This is a genomic window from Paenibacillus sp. G34 (assembly GCF_056856875.1).
In genome coordinates, this window is record NZ_CM166469.1 from 3,241,010 (window position 1) to 3,266,506 (window position 25,497).

The 25,497-nt window shown below is 43.5% G+C and carries 23 protein-coding genes; 17 read left to right on the top strand and 6 right to left on the bottom strand.

The features are described from left to right. The first annotated feature begins 29 nt into the window (after positions 1-29). The 6 genes from AC1VYS_RS14630 (at position 30) to AC1VYS_RS14655 (ending at position 6,675) form a co-directional block, all read left to right on the top strand. Positions 30-770 (top strand): class I SAM-dependent methyltransferase, encoded by a 741-nt coding sequence (locus tag AC1VYS_RS14630; RefSeq protein ID WP_482910296.1) that lies wholly within the window; start codon positions 30-32, stop codon positions 768-770. 72 nt (positions 771-842) lie between these two features. Further along, positions 843-1,031 carry a hypothetical protein gene (locus AC1VYS_RS14635; RefSeq protein WP_154985372.1) on the top strand — a complete coding sequence of 63 codons (189 nt, stop codon included), beginning with the start codon at positions 843-845 and terminating at the stop codon, positions 1,029-1,031. Between the two features lie 249 nt (positions 1,032-1,280). Continuing rightward, on the top strand, positions 1,281-1,982 hold the full coding sequence (locus tag AC1VYS_RS14640) for a response regulator transcription factor (protein WP_482910297.1): 702 nt from the start codon (positions 1,281-1,283) through the stop codon (positions 1,980-1,982). Beyond that, positions 1,982-3,226 (top strand): HAMP domain-containing sensor histidine kinase, encoded by a 1,245-nt coding sequence (locus AC1VYS_RS14645; RefSeq protein WP_482910298.1) that lies wholly within the window; start codon positions 1,982-1,984, stop codon positions 3,224-3,226. Before AC1VYS_RS14640 ends, AC1VYS_RS14645 begins: the two co-directional genes overlap by 1 nt. Before the next feature lie 112 nt (positions 3,227-3,338). Next, the gene (locus AC1VYS_RS14650) at positions 3,339-4,031 is read left to right on the top strand and encodes an ABC transporter ATP-binding protein (protein WP_482910299.1); all 693 of its coding nucleotides are present in this window, start codon (positions 3,339-3,341) and stop codon (positions 4,029-4,031) included. After that, positions 4,024-6,675, top strand: coding sequence for an ABC transporter permease (locus tag AC1VYS_RS14655; RefSeq protein ID WP_482910300.1), 2,652 nt, complete (start codon positions 4,024-4,026; stop codon positions 6,673-6,675). Before AC1VYS_RS14650 ends, AC1VYS_RS14655 begins: the two co-directional genes overlap by 8 nt. 126 nt (positions 6,676-6,801) lie before the next feature. Here the strand turns inward: AC1VYS_RS14655 and AC1VYS_RS14660 are convergent, their stop codons facing one another. Continuing rightward, the gene (locus AC1VYS_RS14660) at positions 6,802-7,419 is read right to left on the bottom strand and encodes a TetR/AcrR family transcriptional regulator (protein ID WP_482910301.1); all 618 of its coding nucleotides are present in this window, start codon (positions 7,417-7,419) and stop codon (positions 6,802-6,804) included. Positions 7,420-7,555: 136 nt separating this feature from the next. On the opposite strand from AC1VYS_RS14660, the gene AC1VYS_RS14665 reads away from it, so the two are divergent. Next, positions 7,556-8,332: an alpha/beta hydrolase gene (locus AC1VYS_RS14665; RefSeq protein WP_482910302.1), complete on the top strand. Its 777-nt coding sequence runs from the start codon at positions 7,556-7,558 to the stop codon at positions 8,330-8,332. 136 nt (positions 8,333-8,468) lie between these two features. On the opposite strand, the gene AC1VYS_RS14670 is transcribed toward AC1VYS_RS14665, so the two are convergent. Next, positions 8,469-8,726, bottom strand: coding sequence for a GlsB/YeaQ/YmgE family stress response membrane protein (locus AC1VYS_RS14670; protein WP_090916093.1), 258 nt, complete (start codon positions 8,724-8,726; stop codon positions 8,469-8,471). Positions 8,727-8,883: 157 nt separating this feature from the next. Between AC1VYS_RS14670 and AC1VYS_RS14675 the strand changes: the two genes are divergently transcribed. The 4 genes from AC1VYS_RS14675 (at position 8,884) to AC1VYS_RS14690 (ending at position 13,056) form a co-directional block, all read left to right on the top strand. After that, positions 8,884-9,591: a response regulator transcription factor gene (locus AC1VYS_RS14675; RefSeq protein ID WP_154888955.1), complete on the top strand. Its 708-nt coding sequence runs from the start codon at positions 8,884-8,886 to the stop codon at positions 9,589-9,591. Between the two features lie 29 nt (positions 9,592-9,620). Beyond that, positions 9,621-11,015 (top strand): sensor histidine kinase, encoded by a 1,395-nt coding sequence (locus AC1VYS_RS14680; RefSeq protein ID WP_482910303.1) that lies wholly within the window; start codon positions 9,621-9,623, stop codon positions 11,013-11,015. A 129-nt stretch (positions 11,016-11,144) separates the two neighbouring features. After that, complete coding sequence (locus AC1VYS_RS14685) at positions 11,145-11,861, top strand: hypothetical protein (RefSeq protein ID WP_482910304.1); 717 nt, start codon at positions 11,145-11,147, stop codon at positions 11,859-11,861. A gap of 295 nt (positions 11,862-12,156) precedes the next feature. Beyond that, the gene (locus AC1VYS_RS14690; protein ID WP_482910305.1) at positions 12,157-13,056 is read left to right on the top strand and encodes a cation diffusion facilitator family transporter; all 900 of its coding nucleotides are present in this window, start codon (positions 12,157-12,159) and stop codon (positions 13,054-13,056) included. A 151-nt stretch (positions 13,057-13,207) separates the two neighbouring features. On the opposite strand, the gene AC1VYS_RS14695 is transcribed toward AC1VYS_RS14690, so the two are convergent. The 3 genes from AC1VYS_RS14695 to AC1VYS_RS14705 all read right to left on the bottom strand — a co-directional run bounded on the left by AC1VYS_RS14695 (position 13,208) and on the right by AC1VYS_RS14705 (position 14,526). After that, positions 13,208-13,684 (bottom strand): ferritin family protein, encoded by a 477-nt coding sequence (locus AC1VYS_RS14695; RefSeq protein ID WP_482910306.1) that lies wholly within the window; start codon positions 13,682-13,684, stop codon positions 13,208-13,210. A gap of 105 nt (positions 13,685-13,789) precedes the next feature. Continuing rightward, positions 13,790-14,260 (bottom strand): hypothetical protein, encoded by a 471-nt coding sequence (locus AC1VYS_RS14700; protein WP_482910307.1) that lies wholly within the window; start codon positions 14,258-14,260, stop codon positions 13,790-13,792. A gap of 80 nt (positions 14,261-14,340) precedes the next feature. Next, the gene (locus AC1VYS_RS14705; protein ID WP_482910308.1) at positions 14,341-14,526 is read right to left on the bottom strand and encodes a hypothetical protein; all 186 of its coding nucleotides are present in this window, start codon (positions 14,524-14,526) and stop codon (positions 14,341-14,343) included. A 292-nt stretch (positions 14,527-14,818) separates the two neighbouring features. Here AC1VYS_RS14705 and AC1VYS_RS14710 point away from each other — a divergent pair, with 292 nt between their 5' ends. From AC1VYS_RS14710 to map, 5 genes are all read left to right on the top strand, one after another. After that, positions 14,819-16,726, top strand: coding sequence for a beta-glucoside-specific PTS transporter subunit IIABC (locus AC1VYS_RS14710; RefSeq protein ID WP_482910309.1), 1,908 nt, complete (start codon positions 14,819-14,821; stop codon positions 16,724-16,726). A gap of 44 nt (positions 16,727-16,770) precedes the next feature. Beyond that, a complete protein-coding gene (gene licT, locus AC1VYS_RS14715; protein WP_482910310.1) occupies positions 16,771-17,610 on the top strand; it encodes a BglG family transcription antiterminator LicT in 840 nt (279 codons plus the stop codon). Positions 17,611-17,625: 15 nt separating this feature from the next. Continuing rightward, on the top strand, positions 17,626-19,074 hold the full coding sequence (locus tag AC1VYS_RS14720) for a glycoside hydrolase family 1 protein (RefSeq protein WP_482910311.1): 1,449 nt from the start codon (positions 17,626-17,628) through the stop codon (positions 19,072-19,074). A 273-nt stretch (positions 19,075-19,347) separates the two neighbouring features. Beyond that, positions 19,348-21,351, top strand: coding sequence for a glycoside hydrolase family 16 protein (locus AC1VYS_RS14725; RefSeq protein WP_482915001.1), 2,004 nt, complete (start codon positions 19,348-19,350; stop codon positions 21,349-21,351). A gap of 302 nt (positions 21,352-21,653) precedes the next feature. Beyond that, positions 21,654-22,394 carry a type I methionyl aminopeptidase gene (gene map, locus AC1VYS_RS14730; protein ID WP_154959123.1) on the top strand — a complete coding sequence of 247 codons (741 nt, stop codon included), beginning with the start codon at positions 21,654-21,656 and terminating at the stop codon, positions 22,392-22,394. Between the two features lie 169 nt (positions 22,395-22,563). Here map and AC1VYS_RS14735 read toward each other — a convergent pair whose 3' ends face one another. Continuing rightward, entirely contained in the window at positions 22,564-23,790 is a 1,227-nt protein-coding gene (locus AC1VYS_RS14735) for an NAD(P)/FAD-dependent oxidoreductase (RefSeq protein ID WP_482910312.1), read from the bottom strand. A gap of 326 nt (positions 23,791-24,116) precedes the next feature. On the opposite strand from AC1VYS_RS14735, the gene AC1VYS_RS14740 reads away from it, so the two are divergent. Continuing rightward, complete coding sequence (locus AC1VYS_RS14740; RefSeq protein WP_482915002.1) at positions 24,117-25,481, top strand: MFS transporter; 1,365 nt, start codon at positions 24,117-24,119, stop codon at positions 25,479-25,481. Positions 25,482-25,497: the final 16 nt, after the last annotated feature.

Sequence of the window (25,497 nt, forward strand, 5' to 3'; positions counted from 1 at the left end):
CATTTTTGATGGAAAAAGGGTGAGACGTATTGATTGATCACAACAATCAGGAAGAGTACCGGGATCCAATGAACTATGATCTGGAATTTGGCGGTGAGACGGACAAATACGAATTTTTCCTTCAACTTGCCAAGAAAAATCCCGGACATGTGCTGGAGCTTGCTTGTGGAACAGGACTAGCCACACTTTATTTAGCCGAAAGAGGAGTTCCAATTAGCGGTTTAGATATCGTAGAGCCTATGCTCGCGTATGCGAGGGTCAAAGCGAAGGATCTACCGGTTGCTTTTATCGAAGCAGATGCGCGTTCATTTGAATCCGATCAGCGCTTCTCCATGATTTTTCTGACGGGAAATGCATTTCAGGCTTTTCTGAGCGATGAGGATCAGCAGGCATTGCTGCAAACGGCGTATAATCATTTAGAGCCTAGCGGCATATTTGCATTTGAGATGCGAAATCCGGACGGCAATGATTTATCGGATGAGGAAGAAGAGCACTGGGGCACATTCATCGATGTGGATGGCGTGAACGTCAATGTATCTGGTAACCAGACATATGATGCCGAGAAACAGATCATGCACTGGACAACTATTCGGGACTGGGGCCATCGCCAAACGACGTCACGCATTGCTTGCCGATTTACGGATGTGCAGACACTTAAGCAGTTGCTGGAAAAGCAAGGTTTTGCCATAGAGAGTCAATATGCGAACTGGGATCAAACGCCGTTTCAACCCTCAAGTCCAATGGTAATTAGTGTATGTAGGAAAGGGTAAGAATGCATCGTAATGATTAAAATGATTGAAATGAGGATTGAAATTACATAAGTAGAAAGGGGAATGTTTGATATGACAACAACATCTAGAACTTGTAACGATTGCGGAGGTACATCCTTTGTGGAGGCAACCGACTTTATTAATTTGCGGCCGTTGGATAAAAAGATGTCACTCGGTTCTGAACGTGTGTATACGATCTGTCTGAACTGCGGTGAGGTCGTTTCCATTAAAGTAAAGAACCCGGAGAAGTTGGTGAATTAAATAGTTCTGGGGAGAGAATACAAAAGGAATCCTGCACTTTTAGCACGACTTGAACGTTTTATCATTTTTCGTCAAAGGCAGCCGATACATATTGGTTGTCTTTTTTTTGTTTTTTACGCTTGCATCAGAACCTGTTCATACAACAAACGGCAAACGAGCCCCCGCTTGTATTTCAAATGTTACATTTAGTAGAATGATGAAGCACATACACTTGCATTTAAGAGGTAACGCTAGAATAGGGGTGCAGCATTGAACCACATTTTGCTTGTTGAAGATGATGAAAATTTTGTATTTGGAATAGAATATACATTAACTAACGAAGGTTATGAGGTCATTCATGCCGGAACCTTGAAGGAAGCTCGCGATGCTCTTGCGCAGCACAAGATAGAACTTATTTTGCTCGATATTAATTTGCCTGACGGAACGGGATATGAATTATGCAAGCAAATTCGTGTGGACTCAGAGGTGCCGATCATTTTTCTCACCGCGCTGGATGAAGAGATGAATGTGGTCGCGGGACTTGATCTGGGTGCTGACGATTATATGACCAAGCCGATTCGTACCAAGGAGCTGCTTTCCAGAATCAAGGCTGTTTTACGGCGTCATTCCCGCCCTGAACAGCATTCAAACATATGGAAATCCGACGACTTTGAAGTTCGCGTGCTGGAAGGTGTTGTTTTCAAAAACAAAAATGAAGTTCCGCTCACAACGCTAGAGTTCCGGCTGCTTCTTATGTTAATGTCCCATCCCAAACAGATATGCAGCAGGACATCAATCCTTGAGAAGTTATGGGATGTCTCTGGTGAATTCATTGATGATAATACGTTGTCCGTACATATACGCAGATTAAGGGAAAAGGTGGAGGAAACACCCGCCGCGCCTAAGTATATTGTTACAATTCGTGGGGTTGGATACAAATGGAACGCCGAAACGACAGGAGCATACCGCTGATGGTTGAAGTCATCCGTAATCCAGAGTGGAAATCTGTGTTCACCAAGTTCATCCTTGTTCAATTAGGTTTGACTGCAATCATTTATGTTGTGATGAACCTACAAACACAAAGCATTAATGAAACGGTTGTGAACCAGCACGCGGCCTTTGTTGGACAAGTGTTAAGTAAGCAACCACAGCTCGAAGATCAGCTCATTCATACGATCACTCAAGGGACAGACCCGCAGGATCTTAAGCTAGGTAAACAAATATTGTCTCAATACGGATATACAAATCATATGAATATTCAGGATCAGCCTGCCCTATCGGGAACAGCATTACCTGGAAATACAGCATTGATCTTTTTCCTGTGCGGTATCCCGGTATTGATGCTTTTATTTTGGGAGTACCGCAAGCTGTTTTCCAGAATACGCCGTGTTACACATGCAGCGGAGCAGGTGGTGGAAGGTCAATTCGATACCTCATTGCCTGAGAATGCAGAGGGAGACTTCAGCGCGCTTGGCCATAGCTTTAACATGATGGCAGGCAGACTAAGTCATAGCGTAGATCAGCTGAAGCAGGAGAAAACATTTCTAAGCCATCTGCTGACCGATATATCACATCAACTCAAAACACCACTCGCATCCCTGCTTGTATTCAATGAAAATATGTTGCATGACCCACACATGAAAGAAGAGATTCGAACCATTTTTCTGGAACGAAGCAGGCAGCAGATTGAACGGATGGAATGGCTGATTATTAGCTTGTTGAAGTTGGCACGAGTGGAAGCGGGAGCTATCGTTTTTCAACTGCAGAACATTGAACCCAAAGACATCGTTGAATCAACGGTACAGACCTTGCAACCCTTGGCGGAACAGAAGAAACAGAGCATCATCGTTCAAGGCGGCGAAGGTATGTTGCTGCATGCAGATGAGGAATGGTTAACCGAAGCGATTATTAATTTGACGAAAAACGCGCTGGAGCACTCTCCGGTATCAGGGAAAGTGTACATTACAATAGAGGATGAGGGCTTATTTCACTCGATTATCATCCGGGATGAAGGAGAAGGGATTCGGCCAGAGCAGATCCCCCATGTATTTACCCGATTTTATCTGGGCAGGAGTAACGTCAAACCTCATAGTACCGGCGTAGGTCTGTCCCTGACCAAGTCCATTATTGAAGGTTTGGGTGGAACGATCTCGGTATCAAGCGAGCCTGGAGAGGGAGCTGAATTCCGAATTACTTTTATGAAAACAGTGTATTGAGAGGAAGCTTACAATAACGTAAGCTTCCTCTTCACTTTAACGTAAGCTTCCGAGCCTATAATAACCATATGAATACAACCATTGTTCACAGCTCATGAAGGAGGCACTTGCTTTGGAAATTTTAAAAACGTGTGAATTATGTAAAACATACGGAAGTAACGACGCCAAGGTCGATGCATTGAAAGAGATTAATTTAACGGTTCAACAAGGTGAATTTGTCGCTATTGTTGGTGCAAGTGGTTCGGGGAAAAGTTCGTTACTGCATTTGCTTGGAGGTGTAGATCGCCCAACCAGTGGACAAGTCCATATTGATGGGACAGATCTGTATTCTCTGAACGAAACGGATTTAGCCATTTTCAGAAGACGAAAGATCGGATTCATTTTCCAGGCGTATAACCTGATTCCGGTTCTAAGCGCAGAAGAAAATATTAAACTGCCTATGCTACTAGACCATCGTCAAGCCGATGAAGACTATGCAGACGAACTAATGAACGTACTCGGTCTAAAAGACAGAAAGCATCATCTCCCTAACCAGCTATCAGGTGGACAGCAACAGCGTACAGCCATTGGACGAGCCTTAATTAACAAACCTTCGATCATACTAGCTGACGAACCAACAGGCAATCTCGATAGCAAAAACAGTAAAGAAATTGTAGATTTGCTCACCTATTCAGTTCGAAAGTACAATCAAACCTTGATTATGATTACGCATGATTCCGATGTAGCCCAGAGAGCCGATCGTATTGTGAACATTAAAGACGGGGTTCTTTTCGATCAGCAATCTGGGGGCGAGCACCATGCGTAAGTATACAGGGCTCACGGAGAAATATTTGCTTGGCCAGAAAAAAAGATCCATTCTCACCATTGTGGGCATCATTCTATCGGTAACACTTCTTACCGCTGTCGGCACACTAGCAATGAGTTATCAGGACAAACTGGTACGTCAGACAATTCAAGATTATGGAGATTATGAGGTTTCCTTCAATGGAGTTTCGGGCAAAGACGTACCTCGTATCATGAATCAGGCCGCCATAGGCAGTGCAGGAGTCATTCATCGTATTGGTTATGCCATCATAAGTTCCACGAGTGAAAAGGAGCAAAAGGAAAACCCGTTTGCTGCGCCGTATCGTTATTTGAATGTAAAAGGATACAACGCGCAAGCCATGTCCAAGCTTCAAGTTCAGTTGGAGAGTGGACGTCTGCCGCAAAAGCCTGATGAAATTATCCTGTCATCCTGGAGCCTGAATACGTTCCCTTCGAAACCAGCAATTGGAGATAAGATTACGTTAAACCTGGGAGATCGGGTCGAAGCTTCCACCGGAAAGGTGAAGAGTGTGAACTCCATTGGTGATTATGGGTGGGATCTGGATGAGAAATTCGAACCGCGTATGAAACAGCAATATACCCTTGTCGGGGTGATGAAAACTGCCAAAAATGTAACGTGGTCATCCACTTTTATCTATTCAGCGATTACGTATGATGATCATCAAAAAATCGATCCATCGCAGAATTTTTTTATCTATGCCACGATGAAATCGATGGACAATATAAAGGAGAAGAGCGAGGCCATTCTGTCTTCATTGGGTTTAGGGAATGTGGATCAAGGTTCTGCTCAGGAACTGAACCGGGAAAATGTGTTAAAGGATATACGCATTGAATATAACAATGAATTGCTCAAACTGTTTGGCAAAAGCACCTATTCCAACGTTAACCAAAGTTCAATGTATGCATTTGCAGCTATTGTTCTAATTATCATGGGATGCACAAGCGCAGTAATTTACAATACATTTCATATATCAGTGCTTGAACGCATTTCTCAGTTTGGCATGCTGCGCTGTATCGGTGCAACACCAGCTCAGATTCGCAGGATTGTATTCAAGGAAGCGACTGTGCTTAGTCTGATTGCCATTCCAATCGGTTTATTTACAGGAACCATTTTAATGAAAGTTTTATTCTATAACATCAGTATGCTGACATTAGGTTTCTTGAACGACATGCACATGATTATTTCAGTGCCTATTTTACTTGCGGCAGCTGGTTTAGGACTGATTGTTGTCTATGTATCAGCGCTGGGTCCAGCCAAGCTGGCATCCAGCGTTTCACCACTTGAAGCACTGAAAACCTCAGGCAGCACGGTGGTAGAGCAGGGGGATTTCAAGCGCTTGTCTTTTGCAGGTAGCAGATGGCTAGGGTTTGAATGGCGGTTTGCCAGCCGAAATATTCGGCGGAACCGAAAGAGATTTCGCATTACGGCTTTTTCAATGATTATCAGCATTGTTATGTATATTGTGTTTAGTGGCTTGGTGAACGTTCTGAGTACAACTTCTACATCAGGTATCAATTACTCCTACTCCTTGGACTATCAGGGTATGAGTAAACGCATCCCCAATTCGGTTTATAACAAGCTGGCAACACTTGAGGGAGTTAAACAGGCTTATTCTTTCTACAACCATCAGCTTCAAGCGATCATTCCGAAAGAGAAAATAAATCCGGATTACTACCAGCAGCAGAAAGAAATGTACACGGTTGAACAAGAGAACGGATATCGAACGGATAACAATTTTCTGAGTTCTTACGGTATAAACGGACTTCAGGAGCTTCGTTCCAAACTCACCTCCGGAAGCATTGATGCGAGCCAAATGAACGATGGAAATGGTGTTATTGTCATTCAGAAAATCAGCATGATCACCGAAAAAGGAACTAACATGATCATTGATCAAACCCGTTTCAAGGTAGGGGATAAAATTAAGGTTCGGTCAATGGGTGACAAGCAGTCATACAAAACCGTTACTGTTGTCGGTACCGCAGATCAAGGTCCTCTCTCTGGTGAGTATACCGAAAGTGCTATTATTCAAATGATAACGACACCGAAGGTGATTGAAAACATTACGGGTGATAACGCTTATGACAGAATATTCATTCAAGCGAGTCCTGAGACAGATAACGGGGCAATTGTGGGTTATTTCAAAAGCCTTGTTCAGCAGGATGCAGGGTATAACTATCGCGATCGGGTAGAGGAGATGAAACAAGCCCGTAACGATGCGCTGACGCTAAATATATTCCTGTACGGTTTTATCGGAGTCATTGCAGCCATTGCGTTTCTGAATATTTTGAATACGGTAAGTACGAATCTTATTCTGCGGACGAAGGAGTTCGCCGTATTAAAAGCGATTGGTATGACGCAAAAGGAAATTCGTAAGATGGTTTTGCTTGAGGGTGTGTTCTATGGCGTATTTGCAGCTGTGTACGGAAGTCTTCTTGGTACAGGTTTGAGCAATGGTGTGTCTTATCTGATGAGAAATGCGGTGCAGATCGAATGGGTTATGCCTTGGAGTAGCATTCTGATTGGCAGTTTGGGTGCTATCATAGCCACACTCATAGCCTCATACTGGCCGCTTAGACGTCTTGAACGAATCCAGATTACAGATGGTTTGCGCGGGGAAAATTAAACGTGTCAAAAAAAGCTCGGTTGTTCGCTTTAGAACGAACAACCGAGCTTTTGGGCATGAATAAAGCATGAATAGACAAGTGGAATTGATCATCAGATCAAATCAGCCAATTAATTAATTAATGGACTAAGAAGTCGTTACTCCCTTAAGAAAAACAAGTACAATTTTCTCCGCCAGGACGCGATGAGACTCATTTTTCTGCCGTTCATGCTCACGGTTACCCATTAACATCAGAGTCGAAAAAGCCTCAGCCAAGAAAAGTGGGTCTTCTTCACGAAAAATGTTCTGATTCATCGCTTTTTTAAAATGAGCGGCTAACACTTCGTGAATCTGATGCTCCGCTTCACGTATCGCATGAATCTGTTCTTGCTCCAATAAACGCTCCGCTTCACGCATCATCGTTTCGATCTCGCCATGGGGATTCGCCAGACGCGCTTCGGCTAATTGGATTAATCCTTCCTGCAAATGTTCCGCCTCATCCAGCATATGCGCCGTAATTTTTCTAACGTTCTGCAACATCGTTGTCATGGCTGCCACGAATAGATCCGCTTTGCCAGCGAAATGATAATATATGGTTGGTTTGGATACGCCGCATTTCTTGCCAATCTGCTGAAGGGTCACCATCTCGTAGCCAAATTCTTTAAATAGGGTAGATGCCGTATAGATAATGGTTTGTTGCATGGAAATGTCATTGTCCGTCTGCTTGGGTCTTCCGCGCAAACGTTTAGGTACTTTCTCTGGCATAGATTCGTACACACTCCTTCCACAATATTTTATGTCAAATCATAAATATAAGCAAAGAGGCTTGTAATTTTACTTACCAGTAAATATAATTAGTTCTGTAATTAAAATGATACGTTTAAAGGTGGGCAACGAAGTTATGGCAAAGACAACCTTGCGTAAGAGCAGATGGAAGAAAATAGCGATATGGATTAGTGTAATTATTATTGCCCTGGTAGCAGGGGTGTTTGCGTACCTGGCATCTGTCACATATAGCCCGTCGGAACAAGCGGAAGTGGCAATGAAAAGTGACAATCAGGTTATTGTCAGCGAAGTGAAGAACGCGTATCAATTTGAACCTAAAGGGCAGGACATCACGCAGCCGAATGTTGTGTTTTATCCCGGAGGTCTGGTGGAGCCGGCAAGTTATGCGCCTATGGCACGAGCACTAGCGGAGCAAGGACATCGTGTGTATATTACGAAGATGCCGCTGAACCTGGCGATGTTCGGGGAAAATCGAGCGGATTCGTTTCTCGCGGAACATGCGGGTGAAAGCTTTGTTATTGGTGGACACTCCCTAGGAGGTGTATTCGCTTCAAGATATGCTGCGGCGCACACAGCTCAGATCCAAGGTGTCTTTTACCTAGCTTCTTATGCAGATGATGGCGGGAGACTGGACGGAACGAACTTGTCCGCACTGCAAATTACGGGAAGCAATGATGGTGTTCTGAACTGGGAATCGTGGGAAAAATCCAAATCCAGTCTTCCGAATGACACGACATATGTAAGTATTGAAGGCGGCAACCATGGTCAATTCGGCTCCTACGGAATGCAGAAGGGAGACAACGCACCTAAGATCACAGAACAGGAGCAACTTAAACAAGTTGTTCACGCACTGGAAGAATGGATGAACTCGATAAACCCATTGCAAAAATAAAAAAAAGACCGAAGTTTTCATCTCCAAACGATGAATACTATCGGTCTTTTTATTTTTTTCTTTGCATTGGATACTCTTACTACACCTCTATAAAAAATGTCTATTGAACAACGGGATCGATTTCAACTTTTCTTGGTTAGCGTCTACGGAAGGCTCCGCCGCGTGCCAGAGCAAAAAAGAGGAGCAGGGCAATGATTGAGCCAACGATCGCCGGAATGATATGAAACCCGCCAATCACCGGTCCCCTTGGTCCAAGTAATTCTGTTCCTAACCAGGAACCGATAAAACCCGCAACAATGTTCCCAATTACACCGCCCGGTACGTCCCGCCCAATCAAGTTGCCACTTAACCAGCCAATAAGTCCACCAACAATAAGTACCCAGAGCAGATCCATGGTTTGTTCTCCTTTCTTCGGGTTTATTACAAGTTATGTTGGGTTCAGTGGAATATACCTCATCTTCATATTGGTGGAGGGTTCTAAAGCGTCTGTGCTAAGATGAGGGTACTTATGATTCAAGCTGGGAACAAGGATAGAAGGGGTGTACAGTCCATTGAATAAAATACTTGTCATTGACGATGAAGTCGCCATTCGAGATTTAATTGAGCTGGTGCTCAGAAGAGAGAACTATGATGTAAAAACCGCAGAAGATGGCAAAACCGGACTGCAATTGCTGGACTCTTTTCAACCAGACCTGGTAGTGCTTGATTTGATGCTGCCCGATTGCTCGGGATATGACTTGTGCAAGGAGATTACCGGGAAACGTGCAGTTCCTGTTATTATGCTCTCTGCCAAAAATGAGATTATAGATAAGGTGCTTGGATTAGAACTTGGCGCGGAAGATTACATGACAAAACCGTTTGACAATCGTGAATTGCTCGCTCGCATCAAGGTAGTTTTGAGAAGAAACGAGAGCAAGGTGGAGACAAGTGAAGGTGCGGAAGTGCCGTCGACACGTATCATCCATGAAGAGCTGACATTTGATATGGAAAGTCGAAGAGTGCTGAAAAACGATGTTCCCGTTTCTTTAACAGCCAAGGAATTCAAAATTCTAGAGACTTTACTTAAGAGGCCTGACAAAATCTATACTCGTGATGAGTTGCTGCAAATCGGATGGGGATACGATTTTATGGGGGATAGTCGCAGTGTGGATATGACCATTATGCGATTACGGAAGAAGCTGGAGGATAACGCGGACGAACCGAAATATGTCCGAACGATCTATGGATTCGGCTATCAGCTTGGAGGTGGCGAGGCCTGAAGTACGCAACCCGGTTACTGCTGAATTATTTGTTTTTCTCTGTGCTTTCCTTTGGCATCATCATCTTTGCCGTTAATAAAGCCATTGATTACTACAGCTTCATTACTATTGAAAAACAGATGATGGAGAAGGCAGATCTCTCCGAGCTATCCTTCCGTGAAGTGCTGGCACAGCATCGATCATCATCAGGGGAGCCGCAGACGAAGGAAATCGTCAGACTTGCACTAGAGAAGCTTAAGGCTTCAGGCAAGGAAGTGCGTATCTATGACAGCTCCAAGCAGCTACTGGGCTTGGCTGTAGATGGCATCATCATTAATGATGGCAAACCACATATTTTCGAGAAAAATATTGAAAAAGCACTGAGCGGTAGCTATGCCTACACTGTAACGAATGATCATCTGCTTTATTTTGCGACTCCCATTCAGAATCAATTTTACGAAAATGCTTATGTGTACGAGTTCGTAGAGGACATTTCGTACTTTTATGCAATCATGGATCAAATCCGTTATGTGCTGTTTGCAGGCGCGGGCGGATTCATTGTGCTGATTACGTTAGCCAGTCTGTGGATTGCACGAAATACAACCAAACCGATTAAGGTGCTCCTTGGTGCCGCGCAAAGTTTCTCCAGACAGGAATTTAAGCGAGTTCATCTGAACCGCAAGGATGAGCTGGGGATGCTCGCGGATGGACTCGACTCCATGGGACAGCAGCTTCATAATTACATTCAATACCAGAAACAATTTGTCTCGAACGTATCTCACGAATTAAAAACACCTCTGGCAGCCATTCGTGGTTTCTCTCAATACTTGTACGAAGGAGAGAATGAGAACGAAGAGTTACAAAAAATCTATGCTCATCTGTTGCAGGAATCGGATCGGCTCACCCGTTTGATTAATGAACTGTTGTTGTTATCCCGATTTGACAAGGCAGGTTCAAGCGAGCTGGAGGTCGAAAAGACGGAAATGAACGCACTGATCCAGCAAGTCGCCACGAATATGGAAGCCAAGGGGAAGGATAAAGAGATCAAGATCAACGTTAATCTAGCGGAGGAAAACCCATCAGATGAAGGGATGACAAGAGTCTACGCGAGCGTCAATCCAATGCTCATGTCCCATGCAATCGCCAACCTTATGGATAACGCTATCAAATATTCGGGCAGTCATTCGCAAATTGATGTGGAGATGGAACATACGTCAACCGAGGTCGTTGTAAAGATAAGTGACCAAGGCATAGGCATCGCGGGTGATGAACTAGAGCGAGTGCAGGAGCGCTTTTACCGGGCGAAAAATGCAAGCACAGCGAATGGTTCAGGTCTCGGTTTGTCCATTTGCAAAGAGATCGTCGAGCGTTTTAATGGATATATCGACATCGAAAGTGAGTTAGGACAAGGTACGACAGTTACGATTGTGTTACCTCTTGCCTAAACACGTTTCTAAAACGAAGCCCAAATGAAGTAACGTTACAAGACTGATACATTTCTGTTATGAGACTAACAAATGCTTTTTTTATAATGACTTCATAAGAACAAATCACACATTTATGGAGGGATTATGATGAAATTATCAAAGAAATCTGCGAGCTTTATCCTGCTAAGTGCTTTACTAACGGTAGCTCTGACGGGCTGTCAGTCCACGGATGCGAAGTCACCAACAACCGGCCAGAATTCGGCTGAACAAAATACGACGAATGGACAAAGTAAAGGTGAAGGAACATCCGATTCCAAAAAAACGGATTCCGAAGGTACTGAAGGACAGGGCTCTGAGGCAGTGAAGGAAGGCTCAGTGAAGAAGGAAGGTAATGTTGTGCTGAAGGAGCTGGCTTTTGTCTATAATGAGCACACCATTGCGATTTCGGATACAGCGAACGAAGAACAGATGGAACAGATGCTGGGTAAACCAGACAATTTCAAATCCCATACGTATGCTGCTGGCGATGGCACCAATATGGATAATTTAATCGGATTCACGGAAAAAGTATATACGTACGCCGGTCTGGAGATTAAAACAATCAGTGTACCTGAAGGAAAACAAGACTCGATCTTTAATATCAAAATTACCGATCCCAAATACACGACAGTTCGAAACATTAAAGCAGGGGACAGCTTGGACACACTTAAAAAAGCGTATCCTGAAGGTAAACTGGTGGGGAATGGTGCACCTGATGAGGAAGACGACTTCCGTTACGAGCCGTCCAACTATGTAGATGTCATGTCGTTCCATATCAAGGATGCCAAGGTTGAGAACATTCAGATCTTCAGCCTGCTGGACTAAAAGTGTAATCGATTCACTTTTTTGATTCACAGAGCCGTGCTATAAGGTTAACTTTTCGAACCTGCCCAAGAGTTTGGGCAGGTTTTTATGTCGTTATGAGTTGATAAGAGATTGTGAGTACAAGTTTTCCTTACGCAACTTTTTTGGATTCCCATTAAACTCTTGCGGCACTCAGACTATGTTTGCTTACACTTAAAACGTTTCTCTAGACCCACACAAATGTTCAATGATACCATCATACAGGTGTTAAGAATACATCTGTTAAGAGAGTTGAAGATTGCAGGAGGAACGGAATGTGGATCAAGTAAGATACGATAATTTAAAACTCGGGGAACGTGGGGCGATCATTAGTATCATCGCTTATATATGTTTGACCGCACTAAAGCTGGTGATTGGTACAATTGCTGGTTCAGAAGCACTCAGAGCTGACGGCTTGAATAATGCAACGGATATTGTCGCATCCATCGCCGTACTGATTGGTTTAAGGTTCGCCCAGCGTCCGGCCGATAAAGATCATACATATGGACACTGGCGAGCGGAAACCGTGGCGTCTCTTGTAGCCTCATTCATCATGATGGCTGTAGGATTGCAAGTATTATTCGAAGCCTTCGGTTCCGTATTCGAGGGCAAGCACGAATCTCCTGATCTCATTGCTGCGTATACAGGCATTTTCTGTGCAATTATTATGGTTTTGGTCTATCGATACAATAAAAAGCTGGCCACACGGATCAAAAGTCAGGCTGTTATGGCTGCCGCACGGGATAATATCTCCGATGCTTGGGTAAGTATCGGTGCCGTCGTCGGGATCGTAGGTTCTCAGTTCGGCCTTCCGTGGCTTGACCCGGTAACGGCAATTATCGTCGGTTTACTGATCTGCAAAACGGCCTGGGATATTTTCAGAGAAGCTACGCACCATCTTACCGATGGATTCGATGTAGAGTTGATTCAAGAATACCGTGAGACCATTGCTGGAATCCATGGTGTAGAGACGGTTAAAGATGTACGAGCACGTAATTACGGTAGCAACGCAGTGGTTGACGTGGTGATCACGGTTCGGGGAGATTTGGATCTGCAACAAGCACATGATATTTGTACCGATGTGGAAAACGAACTGCTGGAAGAGCATGATGTGTATACAGTACACGTTCACGTCGAGCCGGAGCCAGAGCAGGAAGCGCTCAAAGAATACATGTAATATTAATATTTATAAAAAATAAAAAATGGAAAACGGGCCTTGAAAAAGCAAAAACCAGTACACGATGATGTTTACTGGTTTTTTGATTTTTGTAACTATTTAAGGTTCGTTCACTTTTTTAACATGCCCGCTTCAATCCAAATGACCTTATCTAGCAATCATTTAGCATATTGTAGATAATCAGATTATTGTACTTATCCGCATGTTTTTGTTCGTCCAGGATAATGCCCCATACCGTGTCTTTGTAAATACCGTAGGGGAGACCAAACCATATTTTTCTGTACTTCTCCACCGCAGACAGCTCGCCCTGAAATGCCTTCTGTAAACCACCCAGATACGATGTGACGGTTTCTGGGGATTCGCTACTTACGCCCGTGATCTCATGACCTGTGAGGTCTTTGTACATTTCTCTGAACATCTGATTGTGTCCGCGCTCATCATCGCGAATGCTTGTAATGATAGCTGCTTGGTACGTGTCAGGAGCCATACGAATAAGAGCATCATAAAACAGTTCATCATTTCGTTCGCCCTGAACAGCAGATTGAATGAGTCCGAGCGCTTCAGCTGTTGATGTGGCCCACACGGGAGTAAAGGGTTTTCGAAAAAAATAAGGATACGTTGCATACATACCAATACCTCCATAAACAATGATGAGTTAAGATATGCACATACGCCCAGAAACGTAACCCGCTTTCTTTTGCTGTGCTTCATGCTATGCCTGCACCAGAGCCCTTTAACGTTCGATCTGCTTAACGATATCGTCACTAATCATGATTTTTATCAGCTTGCTGTAACCATAGGCAATTATAAGCGCCAAGAAATAAGACCAAAACGTCCAGAAGATAGTCCATCCGTTAAAATAAACAACATGTCCCATAAGTTTGGCAATGTATTCAATCAATGTCAACAAGAGCGCTGAAACAATGATACTCGGCCAAGGTCTGAAGTGTTTAACAAGGATTAGATACATCATAATGCAACCCGTAACCGGATATATTCCCAGATCCATCGGGAGAGCCGCAAAGGCTTCATTACGAGTGTCGGGTAATATATTCCAGAAGTAATTGAACCCAACACTGTTAATACAAGTGGATGTGGCCACTCCAAGCGGATAATAAATCAAAACGAGTCTATAGTTCCGCCGTAAAATCCATGTACCCATCAGAAGGGGGATGACCATACCAACGATCCAATTGACCAGCATATCTTTTCCCTCCAAATTAAACTGTGAGTTTTGACTATAGTCTCAAATTCATAAAATGTTTATTTCTGAACTCTCGCCATCTAATCCGTTTTTTTCTGTTCAAGGAGAAGATTCACTTTATCCGTAAGTGTTTTTAATTTTTCATCATAGTGCCTGTACGTATACCAGCCAATCACAGCTTTGATCGCAAAAAAGAGAACCGCAGCGACGACGACCAAGATGTAATTGTGTGCGATCTGTTTCAACCAATCATTGATGTGCTGCATTGTTAACAACCCCCGTCGCGAACATATATCGTCTGGTTAAGATGCCCATTACATCTTAAGGTAATTCATAAATGCTAATAAGATTCTTTGCGTGGAAGGTGTTGCTTTTTGTCGAAATCCATGCTACATTATCGATGTAAACGTTTATATTTGCATTAAACAACATCATATATGATTCAATTTGGCGTGTTACTGTTCGGCAGGCAAGGCTTAAATTGGGTGGTTTGTATATTTATTATACCCACCCAATTTAGGCCTTTTTTTATGCACAATTTCAGGGTGAGGTGTTTACATGAATTACAAAGAAACCGCTAAGGCTATCCTTGACAAAGTAGGCGGACAAGAAAATATCAATGATTTTCTCCATTGCTCTACTCGATTAAGGATGAATCTGAAAGATCCAAATCAAGCAAAAACCGAAGAAATTAAAGCCATGGATGGCGTCATGGGAGCCGTATACAGTGGCGGACAATATCAAGTTATTATCGGTAATGATGTAAGCTATGTATATAATGAACTTAAACAAATGATCACTATAAACACAGATGGGAACACGGAGCCAAACAAGAAAAGAGATATGAGTTTTAAAGGATTGTTTGAGAGCTTTGCCGGATTGATTACGGGTATTTTCCAGCCGATCATTCCAGCAATCGCAGCGGCGGGCATGTTTAAAGCTTTGCTTTTATTGTGTACATCGCTAGGTATACTTTCTAAAGAAAGTCAAATTTACGCGTTATTGCTTAATATCGCTGATTCAGCGTTTTATTTCCTACCTGTATTGCTGGCATACTCAAGTGCGCAGAAATTCAAAACCAATCCTTATATTGCAGCCACACTGGCGGGGGTATTACTGCATCCTAAAATGATCGCATTACTTGGCGGAGAAGTACCCGTGGAAATCGCTGGTATTCCTGTACCTAATATCAGTTATGCGTCCAGCGTTTTACCCATCATTCTGACGGTATGGCTCATGTCGTATGTTGAGAAATTTGCGGATAAGGTATCCCCTGGTCCAGTGAAAATCTTCCTGAAACCTTTAATTGTCATACTCGTCATGGCACCATTGGCTCTCACTGTTTTGGGACCCATCGGTAACTATTTGGGTGTAGGTTTGTCAGACGGTTTATTCTGGATTCAAGGTAAAATTGGCTGGTTAACCGTTGTAATTTTGGCTGTATTCCTTCCGTTTATCGTGATGTTCGGAATGCACAAAGTGTTTTATCCCGTTATTTTCGCAGCAATGGTTTCACCCGGATATGAAACATTGATTCATAGTGCAATGCTTTCTTCTAACATGGCACAAGGCGCTGGAGCGCTTGCGGTCTGGTTCCTGGCAAAAGACAAGAAATTGAAGCAGGTTGCATTGCCAGCCGGTATATCTGGATTGTTCGGTATTACGGAACCTGCTTTATACGGGGTACATTTACGTCTGAAACGTACTTTGGTCGCTTGTATGATTGGAGCGGGCTCAGCGGGGCTTTTTGCCGGTATCGTTAACTTGAAAGCTTATGCAGCAGTAGGACCGGGCCTTGCATCGTTACCTATGTTTATCGGGGCGGAAAATAACTTTGCCTACGCGCTGATTACAGCAGCTATTTCGATCATTGTTACGCCAATTGCTGTTTATTTCATCGGCTTTAAAGATCCTGCAGGTGAGGATGATGTCAAACAATCATCAGGCAAAACAGCTACAGTAGAAACAACAGAAACAACTCCACCAACTCCGAAGAAAGAAAAATTGCAGTCGCGTTTGGTTGTTTTCTCCCCGATTGAGGGAGAGGCAATTCCGTTAAAAGCAGTGAACGATGAAGCGTTCTCCCAAGAGGCAATGGGTAAAGGCATGGCGATTAAACCATCCAAAGGTCAAGTCGTAGCTCCATTTGATGGGACAGTTCAAACTGTTTTTCGGACCAAACACTCGATCGGTTTGAGATCGGTAGAAGGCGTTGAAATTCTGATCCACATCGGCATTGATACAGTGAAGTTAAAAGGACAACACTTTAATGTTGTTGTTCAAGAGGGTGATGTCGTAAAACACGGTCAACTTCTGATTGATTTCGATATGGAAGCCATTATAAAAGCAGGCTTTGATACAACAACACCGGTTATTGTAACCAACAGCGGTGATTATCTTGAAATCCTTGGACATGAGCAGTCTGGTAAAATAGGAGCTGAGACACCACTAATAACCATTTTGTAATATTATGAGGGTGAGGTACACCCTGAACATAGAGGAGCATGGATATGAGAGTAGTTAAGGTTCTCAATACAAGTATTGTTTTGGCCAAGCGTAATGACAATAAAGAGGTTATCGCCATGGGCAAAGGGATTGGGTTCAGAAGCAGACCCGGGGACATCATTAACGAAAATGAAATTGAAAAAGTATACGTCGTTGAGAATGAAGAAATGTCCTCGGATATGACTGCACTGATGAGAGAGACGCCGGAAGAATATTTAATTTTGGCAGACGAAATCATATCCTATGCGAAGCAGGTATTATCGCGTGATCTGAGTGAAAATCTCTATTTTTCGTTAACAGACCACCTCCATATGGCTGCCAAACGATTCAAATCGAATATTACGATACAAAATCGAATGTTATGGGAAGTGCAGAAGTTTTACCCGCAAGAATTTCTCATTGGGAAGCAGGCATTGAAGTTTATTAAAGATAAGCTTGGACTAGATCTGCCGGAAGAGGAGGCAGCTAACATCGCCTTCCATCTGGTCAATGCACAGCAAACGGAACAGAACATGAGCCAGGTCATGATGATGACTACTACCGTTAAAGATATTCTTAACATTATTCGCATTCATTATGGAATTGAGTTGGATACATCGAGCATTAATTATTCGCGCTTTTTGACTCATCTACAGTTTTTTGTTCAGCGATTGTTAGAGAATACCATGCTCGAATCCAAGGATGATGAATTGCTCGAACGAATTTCGAGTAAATATCCAGAGGAACACAATTGTGTTTCCAAGATCAACAATTATATTGGCGCGAAATTTGAACGATTTATGTCAAACGAAGAGAGATTGTATCTCATCATTCACATTAGCCGTGTGATGGACAGAGCGCATTAACAGGAGGATTATGATATGACGACCATCAGAACATTTCCCGAAGGATTTTTATGGGGCGGAGCAATTGCAGCGAATCAAGCTGAGGGAGCTTGGAACGTAGCAGGAAAAGGGGTTTCCACCGCTGATACGGCTATGAATAAGAAAAACATAGGTGACTACAAAAAGCAAAATGCTGTAAGCTCGGAACAGCTCGCGGCAGCGCTTGAGGATCAATCTACCGTAAATTATCCGAAACGCAGAGGAATCGATTTCTATCATCGGTATCCAGAGGATCTTGCTTTGATGGGTGAGATGGGCATCAAAACATTACGGACGTCCATTGCGTGGACTCGAATTTTCCCAAATGGAAATGAAACAAATGCAAACGAGGAAGGTTTGCTGTTCTACGATCGCCTTTTTGATGAGATGATTAAAAATGGCATCGAACCTCTGGTTACCTTGTCTCACTATGAGATGCCAATGTATCTGGTCGATCATTATGGTGGATGGACATCCAGAGAGGTTGTTGATTTCTTTGTACGCTTCAGCACAACAGTATTCAACCGTTATAAAGATAAAGTAAAATATTGGATCACTTTTAATGAAATTGATGGTATAGTTCGTCATCCGTTTACCAACGGTGGCATTGTTCCGGATCGTTTCGAGAATGTTGAGCAGGCGGTCTACCAATCGTTGCATCATCAATTTATTGCAAGTGCGTATGCGGTTAAGCTATGTCATGAGATTATTCCTAATGCTCAAATTGGTTGCATGCTGACAAGCCTATTGCACTATCCTCACACGTGTAATCCGTTGGATGTGTTGGCTGCGCATAAAAATAATCAATTTAATCTGTTCTTTACCGATGTGCAGGTGCGTGGCTCTTACCCAGGTTACATCGAGAGGTATTTTAGAGAGCAGGGAATTACTATTGAAAAAGCTGAAGGCGACAGTGATTTGCTAAAAGAGTATACGGCTGACTTTATTTCATTCAGTTACTACAACTCCTTTGTAGCCAGTGAAGATAGCGAAGGCCTGGAAACGGTTAGCGGCAATACGATGGGCGGCGTGAAGAACCCTTACCTTCCTGTCAGTGATTGGGGATGGCAGATCGATCCGATTGGTCTGAGACTCGCACTTAACAATCTGTACAGCCGTTATCAGGTACCTCTGTTTATCGTAGAGAATGGCATTGGTGCTTACGATACGATTGAAGATGACGGTACAATCAGCGATCCTTATCGCATTGAATACCTGCGTTCTCATATCGAACAAATGCATGAGGCTTTGCTGGATGGTGTTGAAATCATGGGGTATACCGTCTGGGGAATCATCGACCTGATCAGCTATTCTTCTTCCGAAATGGAAAAACGCTACGGTCTGATCCACGTCGATCAGGACAATGACGGAAACGGCACGCTGGAGCGAAGACGGAAGGAAAGTTTCTTCTGGTACCAAAATCTGATCTCTAATAATGGACTATAAATACACGTAATGGATTATAGACACATGCTAAAAAGTTAAAGTAAGAGATGATTTCTGTGTTGTAAAGGAATCATCTCTTTTTATTCATAGAATGAATTGTCAGGCCAAAACAATTTATAAATATATCTTTCAGCGCATTCTTCTTTTCGGTAGAATAGAGTTATCCGATCTGTAATATTTTTCCTTATTGATACCAGATTGGAAAAATGAACTGAAGGAGGAGAATGAATGAAATCGGCTACTTGCAGGGAGATGCGATTGGTGTACAGAAGGATGGGTGTGATGCTCGTATTCATCATGCTCGCCAGTGTTTTACTTGGGCCCGGTTCAACGGCTCGGGCTGCCGGGAAGACGATTACGTCCATGGAGTACTTTTCATCTGCTGACGGACCTGTCATATCCAAATCCGGAGTTGGCAAGGCCAGTTTCGGATTTGTGATGCCGAAGTTTAATGGGGGTTCTGCTGCATGGAGCGAAGTGAACGGGGATTTAGGCGTTAAGGTCAGGGTAGGAAGCGAGTGGATGGATATTGATCAGGCGCAAGGCTTTACGTACAACCAAAACTGGGGGCACTGGACTGACGCCGGCTTCCATGGATATTGGTTCACTCTCTCCACAACAACCGATATTCAATTGTATTCCAAAGCGAATGGAATAAAGCTTAATTATCGACTGGTCTTTCAAAACATTAACGAAACAACGATCACAGCAATGAGCCCTACACAGGGGCCTGATATCATTGCCAGCAGCACCGGAGGCGCCGGCTTTACGTATCCCATCTTTAACCATAATCCATCAGTCACCTACGAAGCCGTCGCTCAGGATCTCAAGGTGTATGTGAAACCTGTGCAGAGCAACACGTGGATTGATATTGACAATAACGCAGCCAGCGGCTGGATTTACGATCAGAATTTCGGCCAATTCACGGAGGGTGGAGGAGGATATTGGTTTAACGTAACCGAGTCTATTCACGTCAAGCTCCAGTCCAAAACATCGGCTGCGAATATTATTTACACCATTACATTCAATGAACCTGTGCGTAATTCATTCGTAGTTACTCCCTATGAAGGCACAACTTTTACAGCGGATCAGAGCGGTTCCATAGGTATTCCACTGCCCAAGATTGGCGGGAGCGCACCTATTGCGAAGGAATTACAAAATTTTGTTTACCAAATCAATATTAATGGTCAGTGGGTGGACTTAAGTAATAGTGGTCAAAGTAAATTTACGTATTCCGCTAATGGCTACAATCCGATTTCCGATGCCAATCAGTGGGGATACTGGGCCGATCATATCTACGGTCTGTGGTTCCGGCCTATTCAGGAAAATATGCAAATTCGAATCGGGTATCCGTTTAATGGACAACCCGGTGGAAACGTAGGCAGCAACTATGTGAACTATACACTCATTGGCAACCCGGATGCCCCACGTCCCGATGGTTCGGACCAAGAAGACATCTCCATCGGTACACCGAACAATCCGGCGATTGAAGGCATGAATCTGATTTGGCAGGATGAGTTCAGTGGTTCTGCGCTGGATACAAGCAAATGGAATATAGAAACAGGGTATTATCTCAATGATGATCCGGGAACCTGGGGTTGGGGCAATGCGGAGCTGCAGCACTACACTACCAGTCCGCAAAATATTTTTGTTCAGGATGGAAAATTAAATATCCGTGCAACACATAGTAACCAATCATTCCCTCAAGACCCGAATCGTTTTGCGAAATATGCCTCCGGTAAGGTGAATACCAAAGACAAGCTATCCCTGAAATACGGGCGTGTCGATTTCCGTGCCAAGCTGCCTACAGGGGATGGCGTCTGGCCTGCTCTCTGGATGCTGCCGCAAGATTCGGTATACGGCACATGGGCTGCATCAGGCGAAATTGACGTGATGGAGGCAAGAGGTCGTCTGCCTGGAACATCCAGTGGCACGATTCACTTTGGCGGGCAATGGCCTGCCAATCAGTATATAGGCGGAGAGTATCACTTCCCCGCAGGACAAACGATTGCTAACGATTATCACGTATATTCTGTAGTTTGGGAACCGGACAACATCAAATGGTACGTGGACGGCAAATTCTTCTATAAAGTTACCAATCAGCAGTGGTCTTCTGCAGCTGCACCGAACAACCCTAATGCTCCATTTGATGAACCGTTCTATTTAATCATGAACTTGGCGATCGGCGGTAATTTCGATGGTGGCCGTATTCCGGATGCTGCTGATATTCCTGCAACCATGCAGGTGGATTATGTTCGGGTGTACAAACAGCAATAATGGTTAATGTAGTTCGCTAATTTAATTTAGAGAAAGCGAAATTCATGGATGCAGCATGATCATTAACGTTTTGCCAGGGGTGAACTTCGGTTCACCTCTTTTTCTGCACGCTGTAGGTTCAGCAGCTGTTTCCTAAAGAAGCACTGATAACGTTTTTCAACTCGTTTGAGATGTCAAATAGTTGAGTTTTGCCTTTGCGCGAGTAAATCAAATCCTAAACATGTTGCAAACTGTAGCAATTTATGTTGCAATAAGATGAAACTTTCTGTTTACAAAGAAGAAGGAACGTGAGGTACGCGCATATGATTGCAAAAACGGAAGAGGATTTTAATGGCTTAAAAGAAATTGGCAGGATCGTTGCTTCCATCCGCGATACGTTGGTTGAACGGACAGTCTCGGGTGTAACGACCAAAGAACTGGATGACTTGGCTGGGGAACTGTTCGAGAAAGAAGGGGCAATTTCCGCACCCAAAAGTGAATATGATTTTCCTGGTTTTACGTGTATTAGTGTCAATGAAGAAGTCGCGCACGGAATTCCAGGGGATCGGGTAATCCAAGAAGGTGATATCGTCAACATTGATGTTTCCGGCTCCAAAAACGAATATTTCGCGGATACTGGTATCTCATTTGTTGTTGGTCAGGGAGAAGAAGTGTTAACGAAAATCTGTGAGGTAGCTAAACTGGCTTTTGATGCAGGATTGAAAAAAGCGAATCCTGGCTCTAAAAAGAGCGGTATTGGCAAAGCGGTATTCTTGACAGCTCGTCAGCATGGACTGACTGTTATTCGTAACCTGACAGGACATGGGGTTGGTCGTGCCATTCACGAAGCACCGGATCATATCTATAATTATAATGACACGTCAGATGATGAATTGTTAAAAGAAGGTATGGTTATCGCGTTTGAACCCTTTATTTCTACATCTGAAGAAGAAGTGTATCAAAAAGGGGATGGATGGACGTTTGCTACCAAAAACAGTCATGTAGCTCAGATTGAACATACGATCATTCTGTCCAAAAAAGGGCCAATCATTATTACCTTGTAACTATAGCGGGCATTAAAAGGTATTGTGAGGTCATACTTAAAAGCCGATTCCAACGTTGATGTGGAATCGGCTTTTAGCGTTGCAGTAAACACATACGCAAATTATGAAATCAAGTGGTGTACGTATATCACTTTTCCTAACCGCCTGTTTCCATTCCTGGTGAAACGGATTAGAGTGTAACTTTTGCAGCGAGTGGTCTGTTCTGCAAATAAAGATCCATATCCGGGCTGGAGCCATGCACAATTTTGTCCGTTACAATTTTCGCCAACACACCGTTATACACGGTTCCATTGTCGCCATAAGCCATAATGACATAACAATGCGGATATGAGTCGTATTGCCCGATAACCGGCAAGCCGTCATGTGTTCCGCCGTAAAAAGCGCCTAAATAATAATCTGGTTCCACCTGAATATTTGGAAAAAGCTTGTTAAACTCGTGGATCAGCTTATCCTTACTTGCCAAAATTTTGGAGTCCCTCGTTTCGGCGTAAGCCGTATCCTTATCCATACCACCGATGATAACACGGTTGTCCGTCGTCGTGCGCATATAAACATACGGACGTGCCGTTTCCCAAATTAACGTGCGTTTGTACCAGTTTTCTAAATCGGAAACCGGCTTGGTAATAACAGCGTAAGAGCTGGACAGCGTGGCATTTTTCTCCACTTTAAAGTCTTTGTCTTCATATCCAGCCGCAATAATCACATGTTTCGCACGAATCTCGTGGCGCTCTTTGGTGTAAAAAACAGCCGAATCGTTTTCAAAACGTTTACCTGAAATCTCGGTTTCCTCGTAGATGCGTACACCTTCTGATTTTGATTTCTCAAGCAGCCCATAAACGAATTTTAACGGGTTCATCTCGGCATCATCATGATAATAAAGCGCAGCTGATTTAGAGAAAGGATATACGCTTGATATACGCTGCTCATCCCAAAAATCCACGTTGAAACCGTGCTTTTTGAGAAGTTCATATTCTTCTTGCAACGCAGGAACATCTTCCTGGTAACTCGCGTAATACAAGCTATCACGCCTTATAAAATCAGGCTTAATCGGAAGCTCGCTGCTGATCTGCTCAATATGATTGATCGATTGTTCACACAATTTCAGATGACGGGCGGCTGCTTCTTCACCGAATGTATTCTTCAAAGATACAAAGCTCTTTTCCCCTGCATATTGAATCAACGCAGTATTGGTGCTTGTGCTGCCTTCTCCAACTTTCCTCTTGTCCACGACAACGACTGATAATCCTTGATTACAAAGAAAATGAGCACACTGTGCACCCGAACTGCCCGCACCGATGATGAGAACATCACAAGTAATCTTTACCTCAAGCTTCGGGTAAGAAGGAGGATTTGTTACCGTGGTTGGCCAATACAATTTGCCGCTCTGCAGATCCATCTCGAATCTCTCCTTAAATATATTCGATATGTAGTATGAGCACTTTGCCAGAAGTCAATGCAGAGCATACGTTTTCTATGAAGGAGCAAATGGCGAGAGTACCGAACAGGAAGCGACTTTAGACAGCCCTTCGGATCAGCTTGATCAACGATGAAGGACCCCTTAATAAACATATTTGTTTACAAAGCGGTTTGCTTATCCTATATTAAAGATACATCTGCAGGTGTATTTTACTAATATTTCAATATTTTATGGAGGTGTCCGTGACAAACGAGAAGCCCATCGGCATCTTTCATCGACGTTACAGTGCAATGACCATTGGCATTATGTTGGTATTAACCACTTCGGCATTCGAAGGGCTAGCGATCACAACTATTGCTGCCAAAATAGCTCAAGACATGCAGGGAATTCATCTATATGGCTGGATTTTTAGCGCGTTTTTGTTATCTCAGCTTGTAGGAACACTGGTTATGGGCCAGCAAGTGGACAGGCGAGGTGTATTCACTTCCATTCTTATATCTTTTGCTATTTTTGTAATTGGGACAATGATTGCTGCGACATCCATGAACATGTACATGCTCATTGGAGGAAGAGTCTTTCAAGGATTTGGAGCTGGCGCTTTAATTACATGTGTCTATGTGTGTGTAACATTATACTACCCGGAAAATCTCCGAACTCAGATTTTGGCAGCTTTTTCGATGGCATTTGTTCTTCCTTCATTAATCGGGCCTTATTTTGCTGGACTTCTTGCTTCTTATCTGTCTTGGCGGTTTGTTTTCTGGATCGTTATCCCTTTGATTGTACTTGCTCTTCTGCTTACATATCGCTCGTTTCGTGATCTGCAGCGCAGTCAGCACATTATAGAAGAAGCACGAGCGGTTGACTCAAGAACAGGCCAGGCCATTTTATTAGCTATTGGAACGGGATTGTTACTGACAGGTCTTGGCATGATTACAAGCTGGCAGGGCATAGCTCTTTCGATTAGTGGATTCATAATCATGATACCGTTCATGCACAAATTATTGCCTCAAGGAACATTTCTAGTCGAATCCGGTTTACCAGCAACCTTGGTAACAAGAGGATTGTATGTATCTTGTTACTTTGCAACCGAGAGTTTTGTTATTTTGGGTTTGACTGAGATGAAGGGGTTATCGGCAGAAACTGCCGGATTACTTGTCGCAGCGGGCTCATTAAGCTGGTCTGGAGCGGCATGGTTGCAAGCCAGATTGGATGTAAGAGACCAAGGTGATGGGCGAAAGCAGAGAGTAATGTATGGAATTGGCATTATGATCATCGGAGTTATGCTTGTCATTCTGGCTTTATTTCTGACGGATATCGGAATTGCGCTTATTCTCCTCTCACAGGTTATTATTGGTTTTGGTGTGGGGCTGGCTAACCCGACTACCGCAGTCCTTGCTTTACAGTACGCTGAGCTTGGACAGGAAGGAAAGATGTCTGCCAACCTTCAGTTTGTCGATTCTTTTTATGTGGCTGTAAGCATTGGTGTAAGCGGTTCATTAGTTGCTTTAGCCAAAACGACAGGATGGGGTATATCAACAGGCATTCTAATGGTGCTGACGCTTCAACTTCTATTGGTTATACTGAGCTTTTTCTCATCATTACGGATTGCCGCTGTTCCTTCTCAATTACATCAGCCCACTGGGCAAAAAATAGATACACTTCCGATGTAAACAAACAACCGGTCAG

Bases quoted from the DNA above. Each gene is read 5' to 3' on its own strand.
- AC1VYS_RS14665 (WP_482910302.1), top strand. From the start codon at position 7,556: ATGGCAAAGACAACCTTGCGTAAGAGCAGATGGAAGAAAATAGCGATA.
- AC1VYS_RS14705 (WP_482910308.1), bottom strand. From the start codon at position 14,526: ATGCAGCACATCAATGATTGGTTGAAACAGATCGCACACAATTACATC.
- AC1VYS_RS14740 (WP_482915002.1), top strand. From the start codon at position 24,117: ATGTTGGTATTAACCACTTCGGCATTCGAAGGGCTAGCGATCACAACT.
- licT (WP_482910310.1), top strand. From the start codon at position 16,771: ATGAGAGTAGTTAAGGTTCTCAATACAAGTATTGTTTTGGCCAAGCGT.
- AC1VYS_RS14695 (WP_482910306.1), bottom strand. From the start codon at position 13,684: ATGTATGCAACGTATCCTTATTTTTTTCGAAAACCCTTTACTCCCGTG.
- AC1VYS_RS14700 (WP_482910307.1), bottom strand. From the start codon at position 14,260: ATGCTGGTCAATTGGATCGTTGGTATGGTCATCCCCCTTCTGATGGGT.
- AC1VYS_RS14670 (WP_090916093.1), bottom strand. From the start codon at position 8,726: ATGGATCTGCTCTGGGTACTTATTGTTGGTGGACTTATTGGCTGGTTA.
- AC1VYS_RS14660 (WP_482910301.1), bottom strand. From the start codon at position 7,419: ATGCCAGAGAAAGTACCTAAACGTTTGCGCGGAAGACCCAAGCAGACG.
- AC1VYS_RS14655 (WP_482910300.1), top strand. From the start codon at position 4,024: ATGCGTAAGTATACAGGGCTCACGGAGAAATATTTGCTTGGCCAGAAA.
- AC1VYS_RS14720 (WP_482910311.1), top strand. From the start codon at position 17,626: ATGACGACCATCAGAACATTTCCCGAAGGATTTTTATGGGGCGGAGCA.
- AC1VYS_RS14735 (WP_482910312.1), bottom strand. From the start codon at position 23,790: ATGGATCTGCAGAGCGGCAAATTGTATTGGCCAACCACGGTAACAAAT.
- AC1VYS_RS14710 (WP_482910309.1), top strand. From the start codon at position 14,819: ATGAATTACAAAGAAACCGCTAAGGCTATCCTTGACAAAGTAGGCGGA.
- AC1VYS_RS14725 (WP_482915001.1), top strand. From the start codon at position 19,348: ATGGGTGTGATGCTCGTATTCATCATGCTCGCCAGTGTTTTACTTGGG.
- AC1VYS_RS14685 (WP_482910304.1), top strand. From the start codon at position 11,145: ATGAAATTATCAAAGAAATCTGCGAGCTTTATCCTGCTAAGTGCTTTA.
- AC1VYS_RS14645 (WP_482910298.1), top strand. From the start codon at position 1,982: ATGGTTGAAGTCATCCGTAATCCAGAGTGGAAATCTGTGTTCACCAAG.
- AC1VYS_RS14635 (WP_154985372.1), top strand. From the start codon at position 843: ATGACAACAACATCTAGAACTTGTAACGATTGCGGAGGTACATCCTTT.
- map (WP_154959123.1), top strand. From the start codon at position 21,654: ATGATTGCAAAAACGGAAGAGGATTTTAATGGCTTAAAAGAAATTGGC.